This window comes from Nocardia sp. NPDC051570 (assembly GCF_044454005.1).
In the GTDB taxonomy this organism is placed as follows: Bacteria; Actinomycetota; Actinomycetes; order Mycobacteriales; family Mycobacteriaceae; genus Nocardia.
Window position 1 is genome coordinate 330,050 of the sequence record NZ_JBITDI010000009.1, and the last position, 21,580, is coordinate 351,629.

The 21,580-nt window shown below is 68.5% G+C and carries 21 protein-coding genes; 11 read left to right on the top strand and 10 right to left on the bottom strand.

Annotation, left to right across the window (positions count from 1 at the left end; genetic code table 11):
- The first annotated feature begins 84 nt into the window (after positions 1-84).
- Positions 85-819: a DUF6928 family protein gene (locus ACIA76_RS24375; protein ID WP_397154370.1), complete on the top strand. Its 735-nt coding sequence runs from the start codon at positions 85-87 to the stop codon at positions 817-819.
- A gap of 11 nt (positions 820-830) precedes the next feature.
- Here the strand turns inward: ACIA76_RS24375 and ACIA76_RS24380 are convergent, their stop codons facing one another.
- Positions 831-1,124, bottom strand: coding sequence for a DUF2537 domain-containing protein (locus ACIA76_RS24380; RefSeq protein WP_397154372.1), 294 nt, complete (start codon positions 1,122-1,124; stop codon positions 831-833).
- Complete coding sequence (locus ACIA76_RS24385; RefSeq protein ID WP_397154374.1) at positions 1,121-1,924, bottom strand: TrmH family RNA methyltransferase; 804 nt, start codon at positions 1,922-1,924, stop codon at positions 1,121-1,123. The genes ACIA76_RS24380 and ACIA76_RS24385 overlap by 4 nt, the downstream gene beginning before the upstream one ends.
- 114 nt (positions 1,925-2,038) lie before the next feature.
- Here ACIA76_RS24385 and ACIA76_RS24390 point away from each other — a divergent pair, with 114 nt between their 5' ends.
- Positions 2,039-2,398: an FKBP-type peptidyl-prolyl cis-trans isomerase gene (locus ACIA76_RS24390; RefSeq protein ID WP_397154377.1), complete on the top strand. Its 360-nt coding sequence runs from the start codon at positions 2,039-2,041 to the stop codon at positions 2,396-2,398.
- Here the strand turns inward: ACIA76_RS24390 and ACIA76_RS24395 are convergent.
- From ACIA76_RS24395 to ACIA76_RS24420, 6 genes are all read right to left on the bottom strand, one after another.
- A complete protein-coding gene (locus ACIA76_RS24395) occupies positions 2,395-3,567 on the bottom strand; it encodes a hypothetical protein (protein ID WP_397154380.1) in 1,173 nt (390 codons plus the stop codon). The two genes, ACIA76_RS24390 and ACIA76_RS24395, sit on opposite strands and share 4 nt — an antisense overlap.
- A gap of 27 nt (positions 3,568-3,594) precedes the next feature.
- On the bottom strand, positions 3,595-4,983 hold the full coding sequence (locus tag ACIA76_RS24400; protein WP_397154382.1) for a sensor histidine kinase: 1,389 nt from the start codon (positions 4,981-4,983) through the stop codon (positions 3,595-3,597).
- The gene (locus ACIA76_RS24405) at positions 4,980-5,687 is read right to left on the bottom strand and encodes a response regulator transcription factor (RefSeq protein ID WP_397154385.1); all 708 of its coding nucleotides are present in this window, start codon (positions 5,685-5,687) and stop codon (positions 4,980-4,982) included. Before ACIA76_RS24405 ends, ACIA76_RS24400 begins: the two co-directional genes overlap by 4 nt.
- Positions 5,688-5,718: 31 nt before the next feature.
- Positions 5,719-6,099 carry a hemophore-related protein gene (locus ACIA76_RS24410; RefSeq protein ID WP_397154390.1) on the bottom strand — a complete coding sequence of 127 codons (381 nt, stop codon included), beginning with the start codon at positions 6,097-6,099 and terminating at the stop codon, positions 5,719-5,721.
- A 157-nt stretch (positions 6,100-6,256) separates the two neighbouring features.
- On the bottom strand, positions 6,257-6,649 hold the full coding sequence (locus tag ACIA76_RS24415; RefSeq protein WP_397154392.1) for a hypothetical protein: 393 nt from the start codon (positions 6,647-6,649) through the stop codon (positions 6,257-6,259).
- Positions 6,650-6,779: 130 nt separating this feature from the next.
- Positions 6,780-8,834, bottom strand: coding sequence for an AMP-binding protein (locus ACIA76_RS24420; RefSeq protein ID WP_397154394.1), 2,055 nt, complete (start codon positions 8,832-8,834; stop codon positions 6,780-6,782).
- 318 nt (positions 8,835-9,152) lie between these two features.
- Here ACIA76_RS24420 and ACIA76_RS24425 point away from each other — a divergent pair, with 318 nt between their 5' ends.
- From ACIA76_RS24425 to ACIA76_RS24445, 5 genes are read left to right on the top strand one after another with little or no spacing between them, the layout of a single operon-like run.
- The gene (locus ACIA76_RS24425; protein WP_397154396.1) at positions 9,153-13,562 is read left to right on the top strand and encodes an ATP-binding protein; all 4,410 of its coding nucleotides are present in this window, start codon (positions 9,153-9,155) and stop codon (positions 13,560-13,562) included.
- Positions 13,559-13,972 (top strand): roadblock/LC7 domain-containing protein, encoded by a 414-nt coding sequence (locus tag ACIA76_RS24430; protein WP_011207200.1) that lies wholly within the window; start codon positions 13,559-13,561, stop codon positions 13,970-13,972. Before ACIA76_RS24425 ends, ACIA76_RS24430 begins: the two co-directional genes overlap by 4 nt.
- 7 nt (positions 13,973-13,979) lie before the next feature.
- Positions 13,980-14,351, top strand: coding sequence for a DUF742 domain-containing protein (locus ACIA76_RS24435; RefSeq protein WP_387367872.1), 372 nt, complete (start codon positions 13,980-13,982; stop codon positions 14,349-14,351).
- On the top strand, positions 14,332-14,934 hold the full coding sequence (locus ACIA76_RS24440) for a GTP-binding protein (RefSeq protein ID WP_397154399.1): 603 nt from the start codon (positions 14,332-14,334) through the stop codon (positions 14,932-14,934). The genes ACIA76_RS24435 and ACIA76_RS24440 overlap by 20 nt, the downstream gene beginning before the upstream one ends.
- Before the next feature lie 59 nt (positions 14,935-14,993).
- Positions 14,994-16,637, top strand: a complete 1,644-nt coding sequence (locus tag ACIA76_RS24445; protein ID WP_397154401.1) for a carboxyl transferase domain-containing protein — start codon at positions 14,994-14,996, stop codon at positions 16,635-16,637.
- 268 nt (positions 16,638-16,905) lie between these two features.
- On the opposite strand, the gene ACIA76_RS24450 is transcribed toward ACIA76_RS24445, so the two are convergent.
- A complete protein-coding gene (locus ACIA76_RS24450; protein ID WP_397154403.1) occupies positions 16,906-17,202 on the bottom strand; it encodes a helix-turn-helix transcriptional regulator in 297 nt (98 codons plus the stop codon).
- 99 nt (positions 17,203-17,301) lie between these two features.
- Here ACIA76_RS24450 and ACIA76_RS24455 point away from each other — a divergent pair, with 99 nt between their 5' ends.
- Positions 17,302-18,144: an aldo/keto reductase gene (locus ACIA76_RS24455; RefSeq protein WP_397154405.1), complete on the top strand. Its 843-nt coding sequence runs from the start codon at positions 17,302-17,304 to the stop codon at positions 18,142-18,144.
- Here the strand turns inward: ACIA76_RS24455 and ACIA76_RS24460 are convergent.
- Complete coding sequence (locus ACIA76_RS24460; RefSeq protein ID WP_397154407.1) at positions 18,141-19,322, bottom strand: NAD(P)-binding domain-containing protein; 1,182 nt, start codon at positions 19,320-19,322, stop codon at positions 18,141-18,143. The genes ACIA76_RS24455 and ACIA76_RS24460 overlap by 4 nt on opposite strands.
- A gap of 86 nt (positions 19,323-19,408) precedes the next feature.
- Here ACIA76_RS24460 and ACIA76_RS24465 point away from each other — a divergent pair, with 86 nt between their 5' ends.
- From ACIA76_RS24465 to ACIA76_RS24475, 3 genes are read left to right on the top strand one after another with little or no spacing between them, the layout of a single operon-like run.
- Positions 19,409-20,134, top strand: a complete 726-nt coding sequence (locus ACIA76_RS24465) for an enoyl-CoA hydratase (RefSeq protein WP_397154409.1) — start codon at positions 19,409-19,411, stop codon at positions 20,132-20,134.
- Positions 20,134-21,297 (top strand): MBL fold metallo-hydrolase, encoded by a 1,164-nt coding sequence (locus ACIA76_RS24470; RefSeq protein WP_397154537.1) that lies wholly within the window; start codon positions 20,134-20,136, stop codon positions 21,295-21,297. Before ACIA76_RS24465 ends, ACIA76_RS24470 begins: the two co-directional genes overlap by 1 nt.
- A 29-nt stretch (positions 21,298-21,326) precedes the next feature.
- Positions 21,327-21,557 (top strand): antitoxin, encoded by a 231-nt coding sequence (locus ACIA76_RS24475; RefSeq protein ID WP_397154411.1) that lies wholly within the window; start codon positions 21,327-21,329, stop codon positions 21,555-21,557.
- Positions 21,558-21,580 lie beyond the last annotated feature (23 nt).

Consider the following 21,580-nt stretch of genomic DNA (forward strand, 5'->3'; position numbering starts at 1 on the left):
GGGCAGGCATCGGGCAGATCACGGAGCCGAGGTTAGCTAAGTAGTAACTGCGCTGACTTGCACTAGGACCGGGAGGTGTCGGGAGTGCCGTCAACAGCTTCGTCTCTCTGGTATATCGACGCCCCCGACCCCGCGGCGGTGCTCCGTGACTACCCCGATCCCGATCCCGAGGCCGCATTCGCACTTGCCAAGCAGCTCAACCCGGATCGCGATGTGGTGCCCGCCGCCTCGGGCACGCTGAAGGTCTGGGCGGGACCGGATCCCGGATCGGTGTACATCGGCTGCTATCCGGGGGTGACGGTCGTGTGCACGACCCCGGCGGCCCTCGGCCGTCCCACGCGCCTGCCGGAGTTGCTGGTGCGCCCGCTCGCCTCCGAGCACACCTATCTGGTCTCCTATGACGTCCCGCACGGCTGGGGCGCGTTCGCACATTGGGAGCGTGGCGAATTCCGGCGCGCGTTCAGCGCGACGCGGGTGAACATTCTCGAGGACGAGGGCCTGCCGCTGGTCTGGGAGCGGCCGTTCTGGGCGGGGGAGCATCCGGTCCAGCTCCAGCCCGGCGAGCTGCCCGATCCGCAGATCCTGCCCTTCGACCCGCCGAAGTTCGCCGACGAGGCGAACTTCGAATGGCTCGGCTTCCGCTATCGCGGCGAACTCTCCGAGGATGCGCTGCGGCCCACCGACATCGCGGTCTGCGGTTTCAGCCTGTATCCGAAGGGCGAGGCCCCGGCACCGGCGCTACCAGAGGAGTCGGACTCCCCGGCGCACAACGGAAAAGGCTGGTTCGGCTGGCTGCGCGGGCACGACCGGGTCTCCTGATCGCGTGGTGATCAGCTCGACACGGCGGCGATCAGCAGCACGAACCATCCCAGCAGCACACCGACGGCGACCCCCGCGATCACCCATCTGGTCACCGGCGTTCCCCGCCAGCGCCAGGCGGTCGGCGCCGCGCCGACCGCCGCGATCAGATTCAGCGCGACCGCGAGCGTCCAATGCACCTGGGCCAGTGCGGCTCCGAAGGAGTACACGCCGGCTGCGGTGAGCGCCGCGACGAAGGCCGCGACGGCCACGCCGGGCGCCCAGGGTGTGGGTTCGGGGGCGGGTCGGTAGGGGGAGCCGGTCACGACGTGCGCACCCTTTCGTAGAAGGCCATCGCGGCCGCGGTGGCCACGTTCAGCGAATCGGTGCCCGGCGACATCGGGATGCGGGCGCGAATATCGGTGGCGCACATCGCCTCCTCCGTCAGGCCCGGTCCCTCGGCGCCGAGCAGCAGCGCCACCCGCTCTCCGGTCATGGCGGTGGCCAGATTCGCCGCGGCCGGATTCGGGGTCAGGGCAATGATCCGAAATCCCCTGTCACGCAGCAACCCCAACCCGTCCGGCCAGGTCGGCAGGCGCGCGAACGGCACCCGCAGCACATGTCCCATCGACACCCGCACCGCGCGACGGTAGAGCGGATCCGCGCAACGATCGCCGAACAGCACCGCGTCCACGCCCAGCCCCGCGGCATTGCGGAAGATCGAGCCGATGTTCTCGTGATCGTTCACACCCTCGAGCACCGCGACGGTCCGCGCGGCGGCCAGCACCTCGTCCACGGTCTGCTCGGCCGGGCGCCGCGCGGCGGCCAGCACCCCGCGATTGAGATGGAAGCCGACCACCTCGGCCATCACCTCCGCCGAGGCCCGGTAGTACGGCACCCCGACACCGGCCAGATCGGCGGCCAGTTCCGCATGCCTGCGATCCACGCCGAGCAGCGCCGACGGGGTGTACCGCGAGGTCAGCATGCGCTGCACCACGACCACCCCCTCGGCGATCACCAGACCCTTGCGGCCCGGCAGGTCCGGACGGCGGTCGGCGGAGTTGAGATCCCGGAAGTCGGCGACCCTAGGGTCGGCGGGGTCGTCGATATCGATCACGTCGGCCACGGAATCATCCTGCCCGACCGTGACGGAGGCGAGAGGTGGGGCTCACTTGTGTTTGAACCCGGCCGATATGGTGAACACAACCTGTCGGTTTATCCATCGAACGGAAGAGGACGCATGACCAAGCCGGAAGTCGAGTTTCAGAACGGCCCCGCGCCCACCGAGCTGGTGATCCAGGACCTCACCGTGGGTGACGGCGCCGAAGCGGTGCCCGGCGGCACGGTGGAGGTGCACTACGTGGGCGTCGAATACGACACCGGCGAGCAATTCGACTCCTCCTGGGACCGCGGCGAGTCGATCGTCTTCCCGCTGCGCGGCCTGATCCAGGGCTGGCAGGACGGCATTCCGGGCATGAAGGTCGGCGGCCGCCGCCAGCTCACCATCCCGCCGCAGCTGGCCTACGGCACCGCGGGCTCGGGCCATCAGCTGTCGGGCAAGACGCTGGTCTTCATCATCGATCTGCTGAATGCGAACTAAGACGTTCGGACGATATCGACCGGATTACTGAGATTCGTGGCGATCACCGACTGCTGAGTGCTGCTGTGGACGGGCAGGGCGTTCAACGCCTTGCCCGTCTGCGTATTCAGATTCGCCACGATCTGCTGCAGTTGCGCAACGCCGCCGGTCAAGGCCCGCATGGCCGCGGTCAACTGGCTCGCGCCCTGATCGGCGATCTGCGGGACCTGCTTGGCCAGTTCGGCGCCCTGATTCAGCTGGGCGCCCGCGGCCGACAGCCGACCGGCCGCGTCGCGCAGCAGCGTGCCGACCGGCGTATTCGGATCGGTGCTACTGCCGGTGAGCTGGGCGAATCCTGCCAGCTGCGATCCGGCCTGGCTCGAGATGCCGTGCAGCGCATCGAGTTTGGCGATGACATCGGCCAGGCGCGGATCCGCGGCGAAGGGCAGCGATCGGAGCACCGGCAGCACTTGATCGAGTCCGGTGCTCAGCGCGTTCGAGGTGTCGTTGATCTGCCCGATGGTCACACCCGTGGCATCGAGTGTCCCCGCCAGACTGTTCGCCTGGGTGGTGGCCGCGGTGAGCGCATCGTTCAATTGGCCGATCCCCGAGGTCAATTGGCCCGCCCCGGCCTTGGCCGTATTCAGGAATCCGAGCATCTGATCGGCGCCGCCGCCGAACTGGCTCGACGCATCCGAGGCCATCTGCACCCCAGCGCCGAGCAGCTGTGTGGTGAACGCCGCCTGCTGTACCGAACCCCGAGCCGAGGTCACCGCCGCCAGGGTGTCGTCCACTCCGGCCGCGCTGATCCGCTGGGTGACCTGATTGACCGCGTCGTTGACCAGATTCGGATCGGCGTGGGCATTGGTGGCCACGGCGAGCTGCGCGCGATGCGGCTGTGCGGTGGCCAGCGAATCGACCGAACCGGACAGATCGGCAGGCAGCGTGATCACGGCCGCGTAGTCCGAGGTGCGGGCGTCACCGGGCTTGACGGCCTGCCAGTCGTGCGATCCGCCCGCCTGCAGCGCCTTGACGACCTTCGCGCCCGTCGGGCCGGTGTCGTTGTTCACCAGCGCGATTCCCGTCGGGGCGGCGGTGGGGCTCAGCCACCAGACCAGGCCTCCGGCGATCGCGCCGACGGCCACGACGGCACTCACGAGCAGGGTCCAGCGGGCGCGTTTTCCGATCACCCCACGACTGTAGGGCGCATACCTGCATTACGTGTGGCGCGCGTCTGAGGGTTCGGTAAGGGTGATCGGCCGATTCGGCAGCACCAGGACCAGCCGCACCCCGCCCAGCGTGCCGTCGTCGAAGTAGGCCCGCCCGCCGTGCAATTGGGCCTGCTGCGCGACCAGCGCCAGGCCGAGTCCGGAGCCGCCCCGACCGGCCTGACTGCCACGGAAGAACCGATCGAATACCGCGGTCCGCTCCTCGGGCGGTATGCCGCGGCCGTTGTCGTCGATCGCGATCACGATCGATCCGTCCGGCATCCGGTGTGCCGACACCACCGCCTCGGTGGCCCGCCCGTGCCGGGCGGAATTGGTCAGCGCGTTGTCCAGTGCCAGGCGCAGGCCGGTGGGCAGGCCGCGGATGATCAGCTCCGGATCGGAATCGATGCGCACGCTCAGCGTCGGATAGTGCCGCATGGCATCGTGCGCGGACTGATCGATCAGTTCGGCGATATCGGTCTCGACATGATCGCGTTCGCCGGTCAGCTCACCGGCGGCCAGGCGTTCGAGCGCGGACAGCGTGGCCTCGACCCGGCCCTGGCTGCGCTGCAGATCGGCGAGGATCTCGGTGCGCTGGGCCTCGTCCAGATGGAGGGTGCGCAACACCTCGAGGTCGGTGCGCATGGCGGTCAGCGGGGTGCGCAGCTCATGCGCGGATACGGCCGCGAAATCGCGTGCGGTCTCCAGCGCGGCCGCCGTCGCCGCCTGGGCCCGATGCACGCGGTACAGCAGCGAATTGACCGCCTCGGCAAGCTGTTCGGCCTCGCGCACACCGGCCACGTCCACCGGCGCCTCGGGTTCGCCGGTGCCGCTGCGCGCGCCGACCTGCCTGGTCAGATCCACGATCGGCCGCACCGCGCGCCCGCCGAACACCCAGCCCAGTCCCGCCGCCGCGGCCACCGCGAGCCCGGCCGCGAGCAGCACCCAGCGCCGCTGTTCGTCGGTGTTGCGATAGGCCTGGGTCAGCGGAATGCCCAGGGAGACGGTGCGTCCTGCCGGTTGGTTCTGCGTATTCGTGAGCACCCGCCACTGGGTGCCGTCGACGGTGAGGGTGTGCGAACCCGTGGTCAGCTCCGGAAGCCGCATACTCGTGGTCGCCAGCACCTTGCCGCTGTCGCGCACGGTGACCGCGATGTCCTTGTTGGGCCCGACGAACGACAGCAGGCCGACGGCGAGCACGGGTTGCAGCGAGACCAGTCGCGAGGCGAGGGTCAGCTCCTGATCGGCCTGGGCGAGATTGTTGCGTTCCAGCGCCCGCACCGACACCCAGCTCAGCACGGCCGCGATGATGAACGCACCGAGCGCGGCCGCCGTCGCCACCCGGGTGCGCAGCGAATGGGACCGGCGCCGCCGCAAGGCCCCGGCGCGCCGGATCATTTCGGTGCTCGAAGCACGAATCCCACACCCCGGATCGTGTGCAGCAGGCGCGGGGTGCCGTCGGTCTCCAGTTTGCGGCGTAGATAGCCGACGAAGACGTCGACGACATTGGTATCGGCGGCGAAGTCGTAGCCCCACACCAGTTCCAGCAGGCGTTCTCGGCTCAGCACCACCCCCGCGTTGCGGGCCAGTGTGGACAGCAGCTCGAATTCCCGCTTGGTCAGCTCGATCTCGTGGCCGTGCAGCAGCGCGCGGTAGCCCGCCTCGTCGATCTCCAAGGGGCCCACCGTGATCGCGCCCGGTGCGGTCGTGGTCGCGGTATCGGAGCGGCGGCGCAACAGCGCCTTGATGCGGGCCACCAGTTCCGCCAGCACGAACGGCTTCACCAGATAGTCGTCCGCACCGGATTCGAGCCCCGCGATCCGGTCGTCGACCGAGCTGCGCGCCGACAGCACACAGATCGGCACCTCGTTACCCATCGCCCGCAGCGCCGTCACCACGCCCGCCCCGTCGAGTACGGGCATGTTCATATCGAGCACGACCGCGTCGGGGGACTGCTCGCTCACGCAGCGCAGCGCGGCCGCGCCGTCCCGGGCGATCACCACCCGGAACCCGGACAGGCGCAGGCCGCGCTCGACGGAGGCCAGCAGGTCCTCGTCGTCGTCGACCAGCAGGACCGTCGGGGTGTCACGCTCGGTAGTCACGTGTTCATTCTGCTGGTCGCCGTGCGTTCGCTCAGTAGTTGGCGCAGGTGTCGGCCAGCTTCTGGACCAGCGCCTGGGCCTGGGCGGCGCGCGGATCGTTCTCGGCCTGCTGGACCTGGTCGGGATGCTGGGCGAGGTACTGCTGGGCCTGGGCGCGGCGCTGGTCGATGGGCTGATCGAACATCTGACGGATCTGGCCCTTCACGGCCTGGTTGTTGTCGAGCGCCGCGGCCAGCTGCGGATCCTGATCGTGCAGGGCGGCATCCACCTGGGCGAAGGAGCAGGTCGAATTCAGCAGGGGCGCCAGCTGATCGATGGGATCGGCCGAGGCGGTGCCGGGCAGCAGGACCGACAGCGCGGTGAGGGCGCCGGCGGCGAGGGTGGTAGCGGCGAATCGCGTACGCGAGAGCAATGGACAGCCTTTCGATCGGACGTGGTCCCGAGGCGGCGGGGTCTGCTGACCCCGCCGCATCACGGGCGATTCGACGTTAGGCTCCCCGTTTGATCGGGCTGTGAACCAATCGTGAGAAATGTGTGAGGCCGTCACCGATCGGGACGGCCGCCCGATATCAGTGCGTGCTGCAGTGATCGGCGATCGTCTGGAAGATCTCCTTGGCGGCCGCCACTACCTGCGGGTCGGTCTGTGGGACGTTCTGCTCGACCTCCGCGCGGCGCTCGTTCACCTTCGCCTGGCGCTGATCCGGGGCGACGCTCAGGATGTCGCGCATGTTGTTCCACTTCGTGCCGCCCTGCTGCTGATCGGCATCCAGTTGGTCGGCCAGCGGGGCGTATTCGGCGCGCATGGTGTTCTGGACCTGCTCGAAGGAGCAGTTGGTGTTCAGCAGCGGGTCGATGCTTTCGAGCATGTCCGCGTGCGCGGTGCCGGCGACCAGCAGTGTGGTGGCCGCCAGTCCGCCGAGGGTCACGGCCGTCCGAGTGAATCGAGCACGCAACGAGATCATCAATGGTCCCTTTCGTCCGAAACGTCTGCGGAACTACCTCTTTCGATGCGCCGGAACTCCGGCGGGACCAGACACTACGGCCGCGGATCGATTCGCGTGCGAACCGACACCCGCTAACGCATTGAGAAATCTATGAGGGTGCCGCTCCGGCGTGTTCCTCGCCGGGCGCGTCGGCCCGGGCGACCCGGAGCTGATCCTCGAGCGCGAGCAGCACCGCGGGATCCTCGATCGTGGCTGGCATCTCCCAGACCTCCCCGGAGGCGATCTGACGGATGGTGCGGCGCAGGATCTTTCCCGACCGGGTCTTGGGCAGGGCCTGCAGGACCACCACATCGTGCAGGGTCGCGATGGCGCCGATCTGATCGCGCACCCGGGCGATCAGCTCCTGGCGCAACAGTGCCGGATCCACCTCGACATCCGCCTTGAGCACCACATACGCGATCGGCCGCTGCCCCTTGAGCTCATCGGGGATGCCGATCACCGCGCATTCGGCCACCGCGGCGTGCCCCGCGACCGCGCCCTCGATCCCGCCCGCGGACAACCGGTGTCCGGCCATATTGATCACATCGTCGCTGCGGCCCAGGACGTACAGATATCCGTCCTCGTCGAAGTAGCCGGAGTCGCCGGTCAGATAGTGACCCGGATAGGTGGACAGATAGGAGCGGGCGAACCGCTCGTCGTCGCCCCACAGCCCGGTCAGGGCGCCGGGCGGCATCGGCAGGCCGATCACGATATTGCCCTCGGTGCCGGTCGGGACCGCATCGCCCTCGTAATCGAGCACTCGCAGCCGGAATCCGGGCACCGGCACCGATGCCGAACCCGGCTTGATCGGAAGTTCCTGCAGCCCCAGCGGATCCGCGCAGATGGGCCAGCCGGTCTCGGTCTGCCACCAGTGATCGACGACCGGACATTCCGGCCGATCGCCCAGCAGCGTCTCGCGGGCCCATTCGTAGGTGGCCGGATCCAGGCGCTCACCGGCGCAGAACAGCGCCCGCAGCGAGGACAGATCGTGGCGATGCGCGGCCGCGGCCTCCGGATCGGCCCGGCGAATCGCGCGCAGCGCGGTCGGTGCGGTGAACATCACATGCACGCCGTGCTGTTCGACCAGTCGCCAGTAGGCGCCCGCGTCCGGGGTGCCGACCGGCTTGCCCTCGTAGAGCACGGTCGTCGCGCCGACCAGCAGCGGCGCGTAGACGATATAGGAATGGCCGACCACCCAGCCGATATCGGAGGTGGTCAGCATGACCTGGCCCGGGCCGAGGTCGTAGATGTTGCGCATCGACCAGCTCAGCGCGACCGCATGACCGCCGTTGTCGCGGACCACGCCCTTCGGCTTACCCGTGGTGCCCGAGGTGTAGAGGATGTACAGCGGATCGGTGGCCGCGACCGGGACCGGATCGGCCGGCTCCGCATCGCGGATCATGTCCTCCCAGTCCAGCCATTGCGCCGCAACGGTTTGCGAGGAGCCCGGTAGATGGTCGGTGGGCAGGCTGAATCGGATGGTCGCGAAGCCGGTCCGCTGCTTGACCACCACATGCCGGGTCGTGGTGGTCTCGACCTGGTCCAGCGCGTTCAGCACGATCGGCGGGTATTCGATGCGCTTGCCCGGTTCCAGTCCGCCCGAGGCAGTGATGATCAACACAGGTTCGGCATCGTCGATGCGCGCGGCCAGTTCGTGCGCGGCGAATCCGCCGAACACCACCGAATGCACCGCGCCGATCCGAGCGCAGGCCAGCATGGCGATCACGGCCTCGGGGATCATCGGCATATAGATGACGACGCGATCGCCGGTGCGCACGCCCAGCCGCAGCATCGCACCCGCGAAAGTGGCGACCTCGTCGAGCAATTCGGCGTATGTGTAGACGAGTGTGGCGCCCGTCATAGCGGAGTCATATATTAGGGCGGGTTGGTCAGCGCGGCCGCCGATCGGACCGAGATCATCGCTCGACTCCTCCCCTGTCGAGCCCACTTCCGTTGTGAGATCGCGCACATGGCGATCGAGTGCGTTGTAGGAGGTATTCAGGCGAGCGTCGGGAAACCATCTGGCCGTCGGCCGGGCGGTGCTGTCGAGGATCGTTTCAGGCGGAATATCCCAGGTGATGGCCCGGGAAGCGGTACGCCAGAAGTCGGAGGGATCTACCAGGCTCGTCTGGTACGTAGGCCGGTACTCCTGCTTCGCGTTCAACCGTGTGACTCCCTGCTGCGCATCGATGCCCGCCTCGATAGATCAGCCTGATTGTGGCAGACTTCACGCGACGTCCGGGCGGACGCCGCGACCTTCGATTTTGTCCGAAACAGGCAGGTCACGGACCGGTGGTTGCCAAGAGGTCACACAAGAAGTTATTGATCCGTTAGAATCGCATGTCACATATTTCGGCCGTCATGGACGCAATTTCTCGGCCAGCCGCAGTTCCCGGCCTGCACTGCCTGCCGAGCCGCGCGTGCGATCGCGGAGGCTCGCGGTCGGAGCGCGGGCGGGGCCAGTTTGGAAAGTGAGTGGGAGATGCGTGACGCCGCTAGGTCCGGCAACAAGCGTTGGACGCTTAGCAACTGGGACCTGCGCTGGAAGGTCACGGCGGTGCTCGCCGTGCCCCTCCTCGTCGCGGTTGTCCTCGGTGCCTCCAGGATTGCGGGACAGTTCAGCGACTCGAGCGATCTCGCCGAGGCCGTCAAGCACGTTCAGGCGATTCCGGCCGTCACTCAGCTCAGTGGTGCGCAGGGTCTCGTCGCCACCGAGCAGATGATCATGCTCGGCCCCGATAAGTCTCTTGTCCAGGATCCGGATCTCACCGCGCTGGACAACGCGATCGAGGCCGCCGTGAAGGCCTCCTCCCGACTGGACAACGTGCCCGGCGGCCGGTCCGCGATCGATCAGATGATCGCGGGTGCGCGAGCGATCCGGCAGCAAGGGGCCAAGCCGGCGCCGTCCATCGATGCGGCGATCGTGCAGGAGGAGGCGATCCGTCAGAACAGCGTCCGCACCGCGGAGGCGATCACCTCGACGGTCTCCGACCCCGCCGTGGAGGCGGCCAAACTGCGCCTGGTCGACGCGCTGAACACCCGCGCGGTGCTGGTCCAGGAGAGCGCCGCGATGGCGAAGGCGCTGCGTGTGCCCGATCCCGCCAATCCGAGCAACCCCGCCAACGCGGCCAATGTGAAGGACGCGATTCGCGACTTCCTGATCGCTTCCAACACCGAGCAGCAGATGCTCAACATCATGGGTCATCGCTTCCCCGAGGGCGATCCGACCATCGCCGATCTGCAGCAACTGCTGAAGACGCGAATCCAGACGGTCAGCGACCCGCAGCTCGCGACTGGGCAGCTACCACTACAGGACCTACGTAATTCCGCGGTGGAGAGTCTGGACCGCTATCAGAAGATCGTCGACAAATCCAGCGCCGACACCATCTCCCGGGTGAACACCCTCGCCGACAACGCCCGGTTCGAGGCCATCCGCTACGCGGTGATCGTCGTTCTCACCATCCTCGCGGCACTCATCCTCGCGGTGATCATGGCCCGCTCGATGATCGTGCCGCTGCGCAAGCTGCGCCTGGCCGCGCTGCGCGTCGCCGAGCACGACCTCGGCCACGAGGTATCCCGGCTGCGCGACGGCGCCAGCCCCGAAGACGTTCCGCTGGAACCGATGCCGGTGCATACCGACGAGGAGATCGGCCAGCTGGCCCGCGCGGTCGACGATATCCACGGCCAGGCGCTGCGTCTGGCGGCCGACCAGGCCGCCATGCGTACCCAGGTCAACGATATGTTCGAAACCCTGGCGCGACGCTCCAAATCACTTGTCGACCATCAGCTCTCGCTCATCGAGGCGATGGAGTACGACGAGAAGGATCCGCGCCTGCTGGAAAACCTGTTCCGGCTGGACCATCTCGCGGCCCGCATGCGCCGCAACGGCGACAACCTGCTGATTCTGGCCGGTACCCGGCAGCGGCGCACCAAATCCGCGCCGGTCGAGATCGCCGACGTGTTGCGCGCGGCCATCTCCGAGGTCGAGGACTACGAGCGCGTGAAGCTGGGCGCCACCCCGCGCGGCGCCATCACCGAACCGGCCGCCTCCGATCTGGCGCATCTGTTCGCCGAGCTGCTCGACAACGCGCTGCGCGCCTCGCCGCCGGAGACCGACGTCAAGTTCACCTTCGCCCAGGCGCATGATCAGGGCCTGCTCATCGAGGTCGCCGACCGCGGCATCGGTATGCCGCCGACCGAAATGGCCGAGATCAACCGGCGTTTGGAGCACACCGCCGAGGTCGGCTCCGATACCGCGCGTCATATGGGCCTGTTCGTCGTCGGCCGATTGGCCGAGCGGCACGGACTGACCGTGCGACTGCGCCCGACCTTCGACACCGCACGCGATCCGGGTGTGACCGTGACCGTGCATGTGCCCAAGGCGCTCATCGTGACCCCGGCCGGTGGTTCGCTGACCGTGCCGCCGCAGCCGACCCAGCAGATGCCGAGCCCGCAGGGCCCGCAGTCGCCCAGCACGCCGTCCTCGATGCAGATGCGCGCCGTCACCCGCACGCCCAGCGGCAATGTGATGGTCACCGTCGATCCCGGTGTGAGCGGACCGATTCCGGCCGGTGAGCGCGATCGAGCGGCCGCCGCCAACGGTACGACCACCAACGGCGCCGCGGCCCCGCCGCCCAACGGGCTGCCGCAGCGTCAGGCCGGTACGGCGATTCCGGGTGGACTGCCGCAGCGTCAGCCGGGTGCGAACGGTCCGACCGTGCGGCACGGCCTCGCCGACGCTCGTCCGACCGAGTCCGAGAACGGCAACACCGGTCTGCCGCAACGGGAGCCGGGTGCACACGGCCCGCTGGCCCCCAAGGCCCAGCCGGGCGCCAATCTGCCGCAGCGGCCCAGTAGTTCGGCCCAGCCACAGCCGGGCCTGGCCGCCAACATGCTCAAGCGTCAGCCGGGTGCGGCTGGACAGCCGCCGCGGCCGTCGGCCCCCGGCGGCCTGCCGCAGCGCCAGCCCGGCAGTAACGGCCTTCCGCCGCGTGAACCGGGTGTCGGTGGCCTGCCGCAGCGGGGCGGCTCCGGCCTGCCGCCCGCGGGGGCCCCCAAGCCCGGTGGCCTGCCGGATCGTTCGACCGGTGGTCTGCCGCAGCGCGAGCCGGGCAGCAGCGGGCTGTCCCGCGAATCGTCGGCCAACGGCATGCCGCCGCGCGAGGCGGGTCCGGGCGGACTGCCGCAGCGTCAGCCCGGCGCCAACGGCCTGCCGTCCCGCGAGCCGGGCGCCGGTGGCCTGCCCAGGCGCGGCGTCAACGGCCTGCCGCAACGGGATTCGGAGGCGTCGCCCACGGGTCTGTCGCAGGATCCCGGCAGCACAGGACTGCCGTCACGTGACGCGGGTTCGATCAGCCTGCCACCCCGCGACCCGGGCGCCAACGGACTGCCCAAGCGCGACGCCGGGCCCACGGGCCTGCCGCAGCGTGGTTCGACAGATTCCGGCCTGCCGCCGCGCGATTCGGGTTCCACCGGACTCCCGCAGCGCGGTTCGACCGAATCGGGTCTGCCGCGCCGCGGTTCCAGCGATTCGGGTCTGCCGCAGCGTGGATCGACCGATTCGGGTCTGCCGCAGCGTGGGCCCAGTGAATCGGGTCTGCCGCAGCGCGGTTCGACCGACTCCGGCCTGCCGTCGCGGGATGCGGGCTCGATCGGACTCCCGCAGCGCGGTTCGACCGATTCGGGTCTGCCGCAGCGCGACTCCGGACTTCCCCAGCGTGGTTCGAACGATTCCGGACTTCCGCGGCGCCTGACCGATTCCGGGCTGCCGCAGCGCGGCTCGAGTGAGTCGGGTCTGCCACAGCGTGAATCGGGTGACACCGGACTTCCGCAGCACGGTTCGGCGGATTCCGGACTGTCGGCACGGGATTCGGGTGTGATCGGGCTGCCGCAGCGTGGTCCGACCGATTCGGGCTTGCCGCAGCGCGGTTCGACCGGTTCGGATCCGCTGTCGGCGGATCCGGGCGTGATCGGCCTGCCGCAGCGCGGTCCGAGGGACTCCGGTCTGCCGCGGCGTGGTTCGACCGACTCCGGCCTGCCGCCGCGCGATGCGGGTTCCATCGGACTCCCGCAGCGCGGTTCGAACGATTCCGGGCTGCCGTCGCGCGATGGGGGCGACACCGGACTCCCGCAGCGTGGTGCGAACGGCCTCCCGCAGCGCGGGGCGACCGGGCTGCCGCCGCGCGATCCCGGTGTGACCGGTCTGCCGCAGCGGGACCCCGGCCTGCCGCGCCGCGAGGCGGGTGGCAATGGCCTGCCGCAGCGAGGCAGCGGGAACAACGGCCTGCCGCAACGGGATTCCGGCTCGGCGCCGCGACACTCCGCCGTGGAGGGCCTGCCCCAGCGGCAGCCGGGCGCCGGTCTGCCGCCGCGACCGGCCCCGACGCCGGGCCTGAGCCTGCCGCAGCCGGACGCTCCGGCCGCCGAGAGGCCGTCGGTCGACGCGGGCGACGGTCGCGAGCGCGGCCGCCACAGCTTCCGCGCCAATCCGGAGAAAGCGGCCTCGTTCTTCCAGACCCGATTGCAGCCCACGGTCGACACCGGGGGCTCGATGGACAGCCCGATCTTCGCTGAGATGATGTCCGCGTGGTTATCCGATCCAAATCCGGACCGGTCCCAAGTGGCCGCTGCCTTCGAATCACCGGGTGATGAAGGTTGGCAAGCGGCACGACGGGCCGTAGAGGCACAGCCGGAGAAGCGCACCCCGGCCGGACTGCCGCAGCGCAACCCGGGCAACCGGCTCGTTCCCGGTGGTGTCACCGGAAATGCCGACAACGCACCGCGTCGTGACCCAGAATCCATCAGGTCAAGTCTGAGTCGTCACCAGCAGGGCGTCCGGGATGGCCGCGCAGTCAGAGCAATGAACCTAACCGGAGATAAAGGAGACCGATGAACCCCGATCTAGGTGGTACGAACCGTCAGCTGGATTGGCTGGTTTCGAACTTCGCCAACGAGGTTCCGGGCGTCGCTCATGCCGTGCTGGTTTCGGCGGACGGTCTGTTGATGGCCGCGAGCGCTCAGTTGCCCGTCGACCGTGCCGAGCAGCTGTCGGCTGTGACCGCAGGACTGGCCAGCCTCTCGGTTGGCGTATCGAACCTGTTCGAAGGCGGCACCGTGCTGCAGTCGGTAGTCGAGATGGAACACGGCTACCTACTGCTGATGGCGGTCGGCGACGGCTCCTATCTCGCGGTGCTGACGAATACTTCCTGCGATATCGGGCAGGTGGGATACGAGATGGCATTGTTGGTCGAGCGAGTGGGCCAGACCGTTCAGGCCACACCTCGCGTCACGATGGGTTCCTGATGGTGGGATGGAAATAGACAACCAGCGCGTGGGGAGCGAGCCAAGCCTCGTACGCCCGTATTCGCTCACCTCCGGTCGCACGCGGCCGAAGGTGGATCTGGCGTTGGAGGCGCTCGTCGCATCGCATCCGGTCGCCCTCGAGCGGCAGTTCGAACTCACCAACATCGAGACGTCAATCGTGGAGTTGTGCAGAGAATCGCCGTCTGTCGCGGAAGTGGCTGCCCGGCTGGGTATTCCGATCGGTGTGGCCCGAGTACTCGTGGCCGACCTCATCGAGGCCGGCCACGTACGAGTTTCGGCGACTTTGAAAGACGATTCGAGCGACGATGAACGTCGCGAGCTGATCGAAAGGGTTCTCAGTGGACTCCGGCGTATTTGATTCGACGGCCCAGGTCGATACGCGCACCAGCAAGCCCACCTCGGCGAAGATCGTGGTCGCGGGTGGCTTCGGTGTGGGTAAGACGACTCTGGTCGGTGCGGTTTCGGAGATCGTTCCGCTGCGCACCGAGGCATTGGTGACCAATGCCAGCGTCGGTGTCGACAGCCTGGCAGCGGTGCCGACGAAGGCCACCACCACGGTGGCCATGGACTTCGGCAGGATCAGCCTCGCCGATGATCTGGTGCTCTACCTGTTCGGCACGCCCGGACAGTATCGCTTCTGGTTCATGTGGGACGACCTGATCCGCGGCGCCATCGGCGCGGTGGTGCTGGTCGACACCCGTCGGCTGGAGGACAGCTTCGCCGCGGTCGATTACTTCGAGGCGCGGAGCCTACCCTTCCTGGTGGCCATCAACGAGTTCGACGATGCGCCCCGGTACCCGCTCGAGGACATCCGCCAGGCGCTGGCGGTCCCGGCGGACGTGCCGATCCTGTCGATGGACGCGCGCCGTCGCGAGCCGGTGAAGCAGGCGCTGGTCGCGGTCACCGAATACGCACTGCGCAAGGTCGTCCAGGGCTACTGACCAGGCCGACACCGCGGCGGATTCCAGGGCCGCGGTGTGGGCCGGGTTAGGCTTCGCCCGTGACGATCTCGGCGCGTGAGCTGCTGGACGGGCTGCTCGACCCCGGCTCGTTCGAGAGCTGGGATCGGCCCCCGCTCGCGATCTCGACCTCACCCGAATACGACACCGAACTGCGCGCGGCGCGGCGTCGAGCCGGTACCGACGAATCGGTACTGACCGGTGCGGGCCGACTGCGCGGACGACCGGTGGCCGTGATCGCCTGCGAATTCGGCTTTCTCGCCGGATCCATCGGGGTCGCGGCGGCCGAGCGAATCGTGGCGGCCGTGGAGCGGGCGACCGAATCAGGCCTCCCGCTACTGGCCTCACCGGCCTCGGGCGGCACCCGCATGCAAGAGGGCACGGTGGCCTTCGTGCAGATGGTCAAGGTCGCGGGCGCGGTGGCCGCGCACAAATCGGCCGGACATCCCTATCTGGTGTACCTCCGCCACCCCACGATGGGCGGTGTCTTCGCCTCCTGGGGATCGTTGGGACATATGACCTTCGCCGAACCAGGCGCACTGATCGGATTCCTCGGCCCCCGGGTCTATGCGGCACTGTACGGCCGGCAATTCCCCGACGGCATACAAACCGCCGAAAACCTTTACCGCAGCGGCGTTATCGACGGTGTGGTCCCGGTATCGGTATTCCGCCGAATCGTGCACAGGGTATTGAACACCGTCGACAGCGCAATCGCCCCCGCCGAACCGATTGCCGCCCAGGGAGATTCGGAACGGGTGGATTCCGTGCGGCGCTCGGCGGCGCTCGCGTCGTCCGGGCTCACTGGACCGAGTGCTGCCCAGGATGATTCGGAACGGGTGGATTCGGTGCGGCGCTCAGTCCCTGCGTTGTCCGAACTCGCCGAACCAAGTGCTGCCCGCGGAGATTCGACGTCGGCGTATTCGGCCTGGCAGTCGGTGCTCGCTTCGCGCCGCCCCGATCGCCCCGGCATCCGGGCCCTGCTGCGCCGCGCGACGGATCGAGTCCCGTTGAGCGGCACCGGACAAGGCGAATCCGATCGCACCGTGGTGCACGCCATGGCCCGCTTCCGCGGTCAGCCCTGCGTGATCTTCGGACACGACCGCGCCGGCCAAACCGGCGAAAACACCATGAGCCCAGCCGCATTACGCGAGGCCCGACGCAGCATGCACCTGGCCGCGGAGCTACGCCTACCCCTGGTGCTGGTGATCGACACCGCGGGCGCGGCCCTGTCCCGCGAGGCCGAGGAGCGCGGCCTCGCCCCCGAAATCGCCCGCTGCCTGGCCGATCTCGTCACCCTGGACACGCCGACGATCTCGGTCCTACTCGGCCAGGGCAGCGGCGGCGGCGCACTGGCCCTACTCCCGGCCGACCGAGTCCTAGCCGCCACCCACGCCTGGCTGGCACCACTCCCACCGGAGGGCGCCAGCGCCATCATCCACCGCGACACCCACCACGCCCCGGAACTAGCAGCAGCCCAACGCATCTCCGCCTCAGACCTCCTGGCCGACGGCATAGTGGACCGCATCGTCCCCGAACACCCCGACGCCGCCGACGAACCAACCGAATTCACCCACCGCATGATCACAACCATCGCCGCCGAACTATCCGCCTTACGCCACCACCCCACCTCCGCCCTCCGCACCACCCGCCAATCCCGCTACCGCCGCCTCGGCACCCACCGCTAACCCCAACGTCGCACCCTTTCCCGCACTCCGCACCCTTTGCGGGCGCCTGGAACGGGTGCGAAGCATCAGAAAGGGTGCGAAGGTTTCGTCACCGGCAGGTCCCGGCGGCACCGCAAAGCCGCACCCTTTCTGATGCTTCGCACCCCCTGTGGGCGGTTATAGCGGGTGCGAACCGCGAGAAATGGTGCGACGTGCGAGTGACCCCAACCCCGCAGCCCTCCCAGGCCTCCGGCCTTATGCCGATCGAGCGGACCGATGCTCGCGGATGTCATGGCCCTCCCTTCTCTACTTGCTCCGCCGATCGCGGCCGGGCATAGACCTCGGCCGACGACGGGGTGAATTCGGCGCGGGAGAAAACCGCCTCGATCGGCAGCTCGAACACCGCGCAGATCCGCATGGCCAGATCCAGACTCGGATAGTGATCGCCGCGCTCGAGCGCGCCGATCGTCTGCGGATTGACGTTCACCGCCTCCGCCAGCGCCGCCCGGGTCATGCGATGTTCGGCACGTAGGACGGCGATGCGGTTGTAGATCGGTAGGGTTTCACCTCTTCTTACCGGACTCACACAACAGAGCGTTGTAAAAACACAACAATATGTCAAGCGCGGGCTAACACACAGTCCGCGTTGTTTGACCGCTCGGCGTGGCGCTTCTACGGTCGGATTGTGACCTTCAAAAGCGAGAGCAGTGCAGCCCCGTCGGCCGTCCTGAACGATGGACACGTGATTCCGAAGCTCGGCTTCGGTGTTTTCCAGGTCTCGACAGATGATGCGGTCGCGGCCGTGACCACGGCATTGGAAGCCGGTTATCGCAGCATCGATACGGCCACGATCTACGGTAACGAGGCCGAAGTCGGCCGTGCCATCGCCGAATTCGGGCTGCCGCGCGACGAGGTCTACGTCACCACCAAGCTGTGGAATTCCGACCAGGGCTACGACAGCACGCTGCGCGCCTTCGACTCGAGCATGACCAAACTCGGCCTGGACTATCTGGATCTGTACCTGATCCACTGGCCCACACCCCGCAACAACCGCTACGTCGACACCTTCCGGGCCTTCCAGAAGCTGAAGTCACAGGGCCGGATCGGCTCGATCGGCGTATCCAACTTCAACATCGACCACCTCGACCGCCTGATCGCCGAGACCGGCGAGATCCCCGTGGTCAATCAGATCGAGCTGCACCCCACCTTCGCCCAGGCCGAGCTGCGGGCCTATCACGCCGAACGCGGCATCGCGACCGAGGCGTGGAGCCCGCTGGGGCAGGGTGCGGAGCTGAAGGATCCGACGATCGCCGGGATCGCGCAGCAGATCGGCCGCACCCCGGCGCAGGTGATCCTGCGCTGGCATCTGCAGCTGGGCAATATCGTGATCCCGAAGTCCGTGACGCCCGCGCGGATCAAGGAGAACTTCGACGTATTCTCCTTCGACCTCAGTCCCGAACAGGTGCAACGCATTTCGGCCCTGGACTCCGGCAATCGCATCGGCCTCGACCCGGTGGAGTTCAACTAGAGCCCGAGGTATTCGGTCAGCTCCGCGGCCGCCGCGCGCCCGGCCCGGTTGGCGCCGATGGTGCTGGCCGACGGTCCGTAACCGATCAGATGGATGCGCGGATCGGCGGCGACCTGGGTGGCGAGCCGGCCGGTCATGGTGATCCCGCCGCCCGGCCCGCGCAGCCGCAGCGGCGCCAGATGATCCAGCGCGCTGCGAAATCCGGTGGCCCACAGGATGATCTGCGCGGGCTGGAGCGTGCCGTCGGCGAAGCGCACCCCGTCGGGTTCGATCCGCAGGAACATCGGATGCCACTGGAGAACGCCGCGGGCGCGGGCGGCGCGCACCCGCTCGTCGACCGGAAGTCCGGTCACCGACACCACCGACCGCGGCGGCAGCCCGCGGCGCACGCGCTCCTCCACCATCGCCACCGCTTGACGCCCCACCTCGGGCGTGAAAGGCCCGTCCCGCCAACGAGGTTCGGTGCGCGACACCCAGGTGGTGGTCGTCACCCGTGAGATCTCGTCGAGCAACTGGATCGCGGAGATACCCGCCCCCACCACGACCACATGCTTACCCGCGAACTCGGCCGCGTCGTGATAGTCGTGGGCATGCAATTGGCGTCCCGCGAAGGTTTCCGCACCGGGGTAATAAGGGATGAAGGGCTTATCCCAGGTGCCGGTGGCGTTGATGATTCCGCGCACGCGAATGCCCGCATCGATGTCGCCGGAATGCACTGGGGCATAAGGGGATTCGGGCTCACCCGGAGCACCGACCGCCCCGGGCGCGGTCTCGGCGTGCAGCAGACCGTCCACCTCCGCCTGCGGACAAGTGCCCGCCGTCGCCCGGTCGCACACCACCCGCACCGAGACCGGTCGGCGCACCCGCAGATCGAAGCGCTTCTCGTACAGCTCGAAGTACTGCGGCACGGCCGTGGCGGCGGGCGCGTTCTCCGAACCCTCCGGCAACGTCTCGGCGAACGTCATACCGGGCAGATCGTGCACCCCGTTGACCGTGCTCAGCGTCAGCGAGGGCCAGCGGAACTGCCAGGCGCCGCCCGCGCCCGGGGCATGATCGACGACGAGAAAGTCCCGCGCGGGCCGCAATCCGAGGCGTCGCAGGTGATAGGCGACCGATAATCCGGCCTGGCCGGCACCGATCACCAGGATCTCGAAATCGGGAACGGTCACCGACGTCACCCTACGCGGGGTGCGTCGGGTACGAGGAAGCAACCTTACGCCGCATAGAGTGAGGGCAACCGACGCCGCATGACTGGGGAGGCCAGATGCTGGGAGTGAGCTGGGATGGTGACGTGGTCACCATCGAACTGCAGCGCCCGGAGCGCCGCAACGCACTCAACGAGGAGCTGGTGGCACGGCTGCGCGAGGCCGTGAGCGAGGCCGCCGAGACGGCCCGCGTCATCGTGCTCACCGGTCAGGGGCCGATCTTCAGCGCGGGTGCGGATCTGAACGGGGTGTATTCGCAGGACTTCCTCGGCGGCCTGATGGACATGCTGGAGACCGTCGAATCCGTGCCGGTCCCGGTGATCGCCGCGATCAACGGCGGCGCGCTCGGCGCGGGTGTGCAGCTGACCCTGGCCGCGGATCTGCGCGTGATGAGCCCGGATTCGTTCCTCGCGATCCCCGCCGCGAAACTGGGCCTGTCCGTGGACGGTTGGACCGTCCGGCGGCTGGCGGCGCTCATCGGCGGCGGCCCGGCGCGCACCATCCTGCTGGGCGCCGAACAGGTATCCGCCTCCGACGCCTACGCTTTCGGCTACGCCAATCGAATCGGCACGCTCGAGGACGCGCAGGCCTGGGCCAAGTCGATCGCCGAACTGGCCCCGCTGTCGCTGCGACATCTGAAACTGGTCCTCAACGACGACGGCACCCGCGGCGACGCCACCCCGGAGCAGTCGGCCGCCCTGGCGGCCGCATGGTCCAGCGCCGACGCCCAGGAGGCGCGGGCGGCCCGGGAACAGAAGCGCGCGGCCAGGTTCGAGGGACGATGATGGGCGCCACCACCGTGCTCGGCCTCGCGCGCCGGGCGGCCGTCGGAGTTGCCGGGGCCATGGGTTTGACCTGGGTCGTGCGGGCGGCCTGGGGGATTCCCTCGGCCATGGGCGCTTCGGTCTCGGCGATCGCGCCCGTCGCGGTCGCCTCGGCCCGCTATCGCAACCGGCAGTTCCACAACACCGAGCCGAGCACCCAGGTTGCGCCGGGATCGGCTGTGTCGCTGCTACTTTCGGCCCTGACCCGGCAGGGCGTCGGGCGGCCGCTGGGCGCGATCCCGCTCGCCACACCGGAAGTTCCCGAGCGGGCCGGTGCGCTGGCGGTCACCTGGTATGGCCATGCCTCGGTGCTGGTGGAGGTCGACGGATACCGCATTCTCACCGATCCCGTATGGAGCGAACGGGTTTCGCCGTCCCCGGTCGTCGGTCCGGCCCGGCTGCATCCGGCGCCCGCGCCGCTGTCGGAGCTGCCGCCGGTGCACGCGATCGTCATCTCGCACGATCACTACGACCATCTCGACCGGGAAACCGTGCGGGAGTTGGTGCGTTCGCAGGATGCGCCGTTCGTGGTGCCGATCGGCATCGGCGCACATCTGCGCAAATGGCGGGTGCCCGAGCGGCGGATCGTCGAATTGGATTGGGGCGCTTCGTATTGCCTGACCGGCACCGGTCCCGGCGCGGACGATCTGGTCATCACCTGCACCGAGGCCCGGCACTTCTCCGGCCGCGGCCTGATCCGTAACACCACGCTGTGGGCGTCGTGGGTGATCGCCGGGCCGACGCGGCGGGTCTACTTCGGCGGCGATACCGGCTACACCACGGCCTTCGCTGCGATCGGCGCGACATCGGGCCCGTTCGATCTCACGCTGTTGCCGATCGGCGCCTACGACGTGCACTGGCCGGATGTGCATATGAATCCGGAGGAGGCGGTCCGGGCGCATGCCGATGTCTGCGGCGGCGAACCCGGCTACGGACTGCTGGTGCCGATCCACTGGGCGACCTTCAACCTGGCCTTCCACGGCTGGTCGGAGCCCGTGCAGCGGCTGGTGACCGCGGCGAAGGCAGCCGGAACCACGGTCGCGGTGCCGCTGCCGGGCCAGCGTATCGATGTCAATGCGCTATCGCCGCAGGTCCCGTGGTGGGAGGATGTCCGGAGGCAGTGACGAAGACCGATAAGTGAGGAGTTGGACTGATGAGTCTGATGGAAACTCTCAAGGGCTTGGTCGGGAAGGGTCGCGAGGCGGCCTCCGAAAACGCCGAGAAGATCCACGAAGCCGTGGACAAGGCCGGGGGGTTCATCGATGAGAAGACCGGGGGCAAGTACTCCGACCAGATCGGAAAGGGCGCGGACGCCCTCAAGAACGCGATCCCCGAACGGGACCAGCCGGAGACGCCGCCCGCCCCGGAACCGCCCGCACAATAAGGCTGATTCCCCGCCCTGACAGG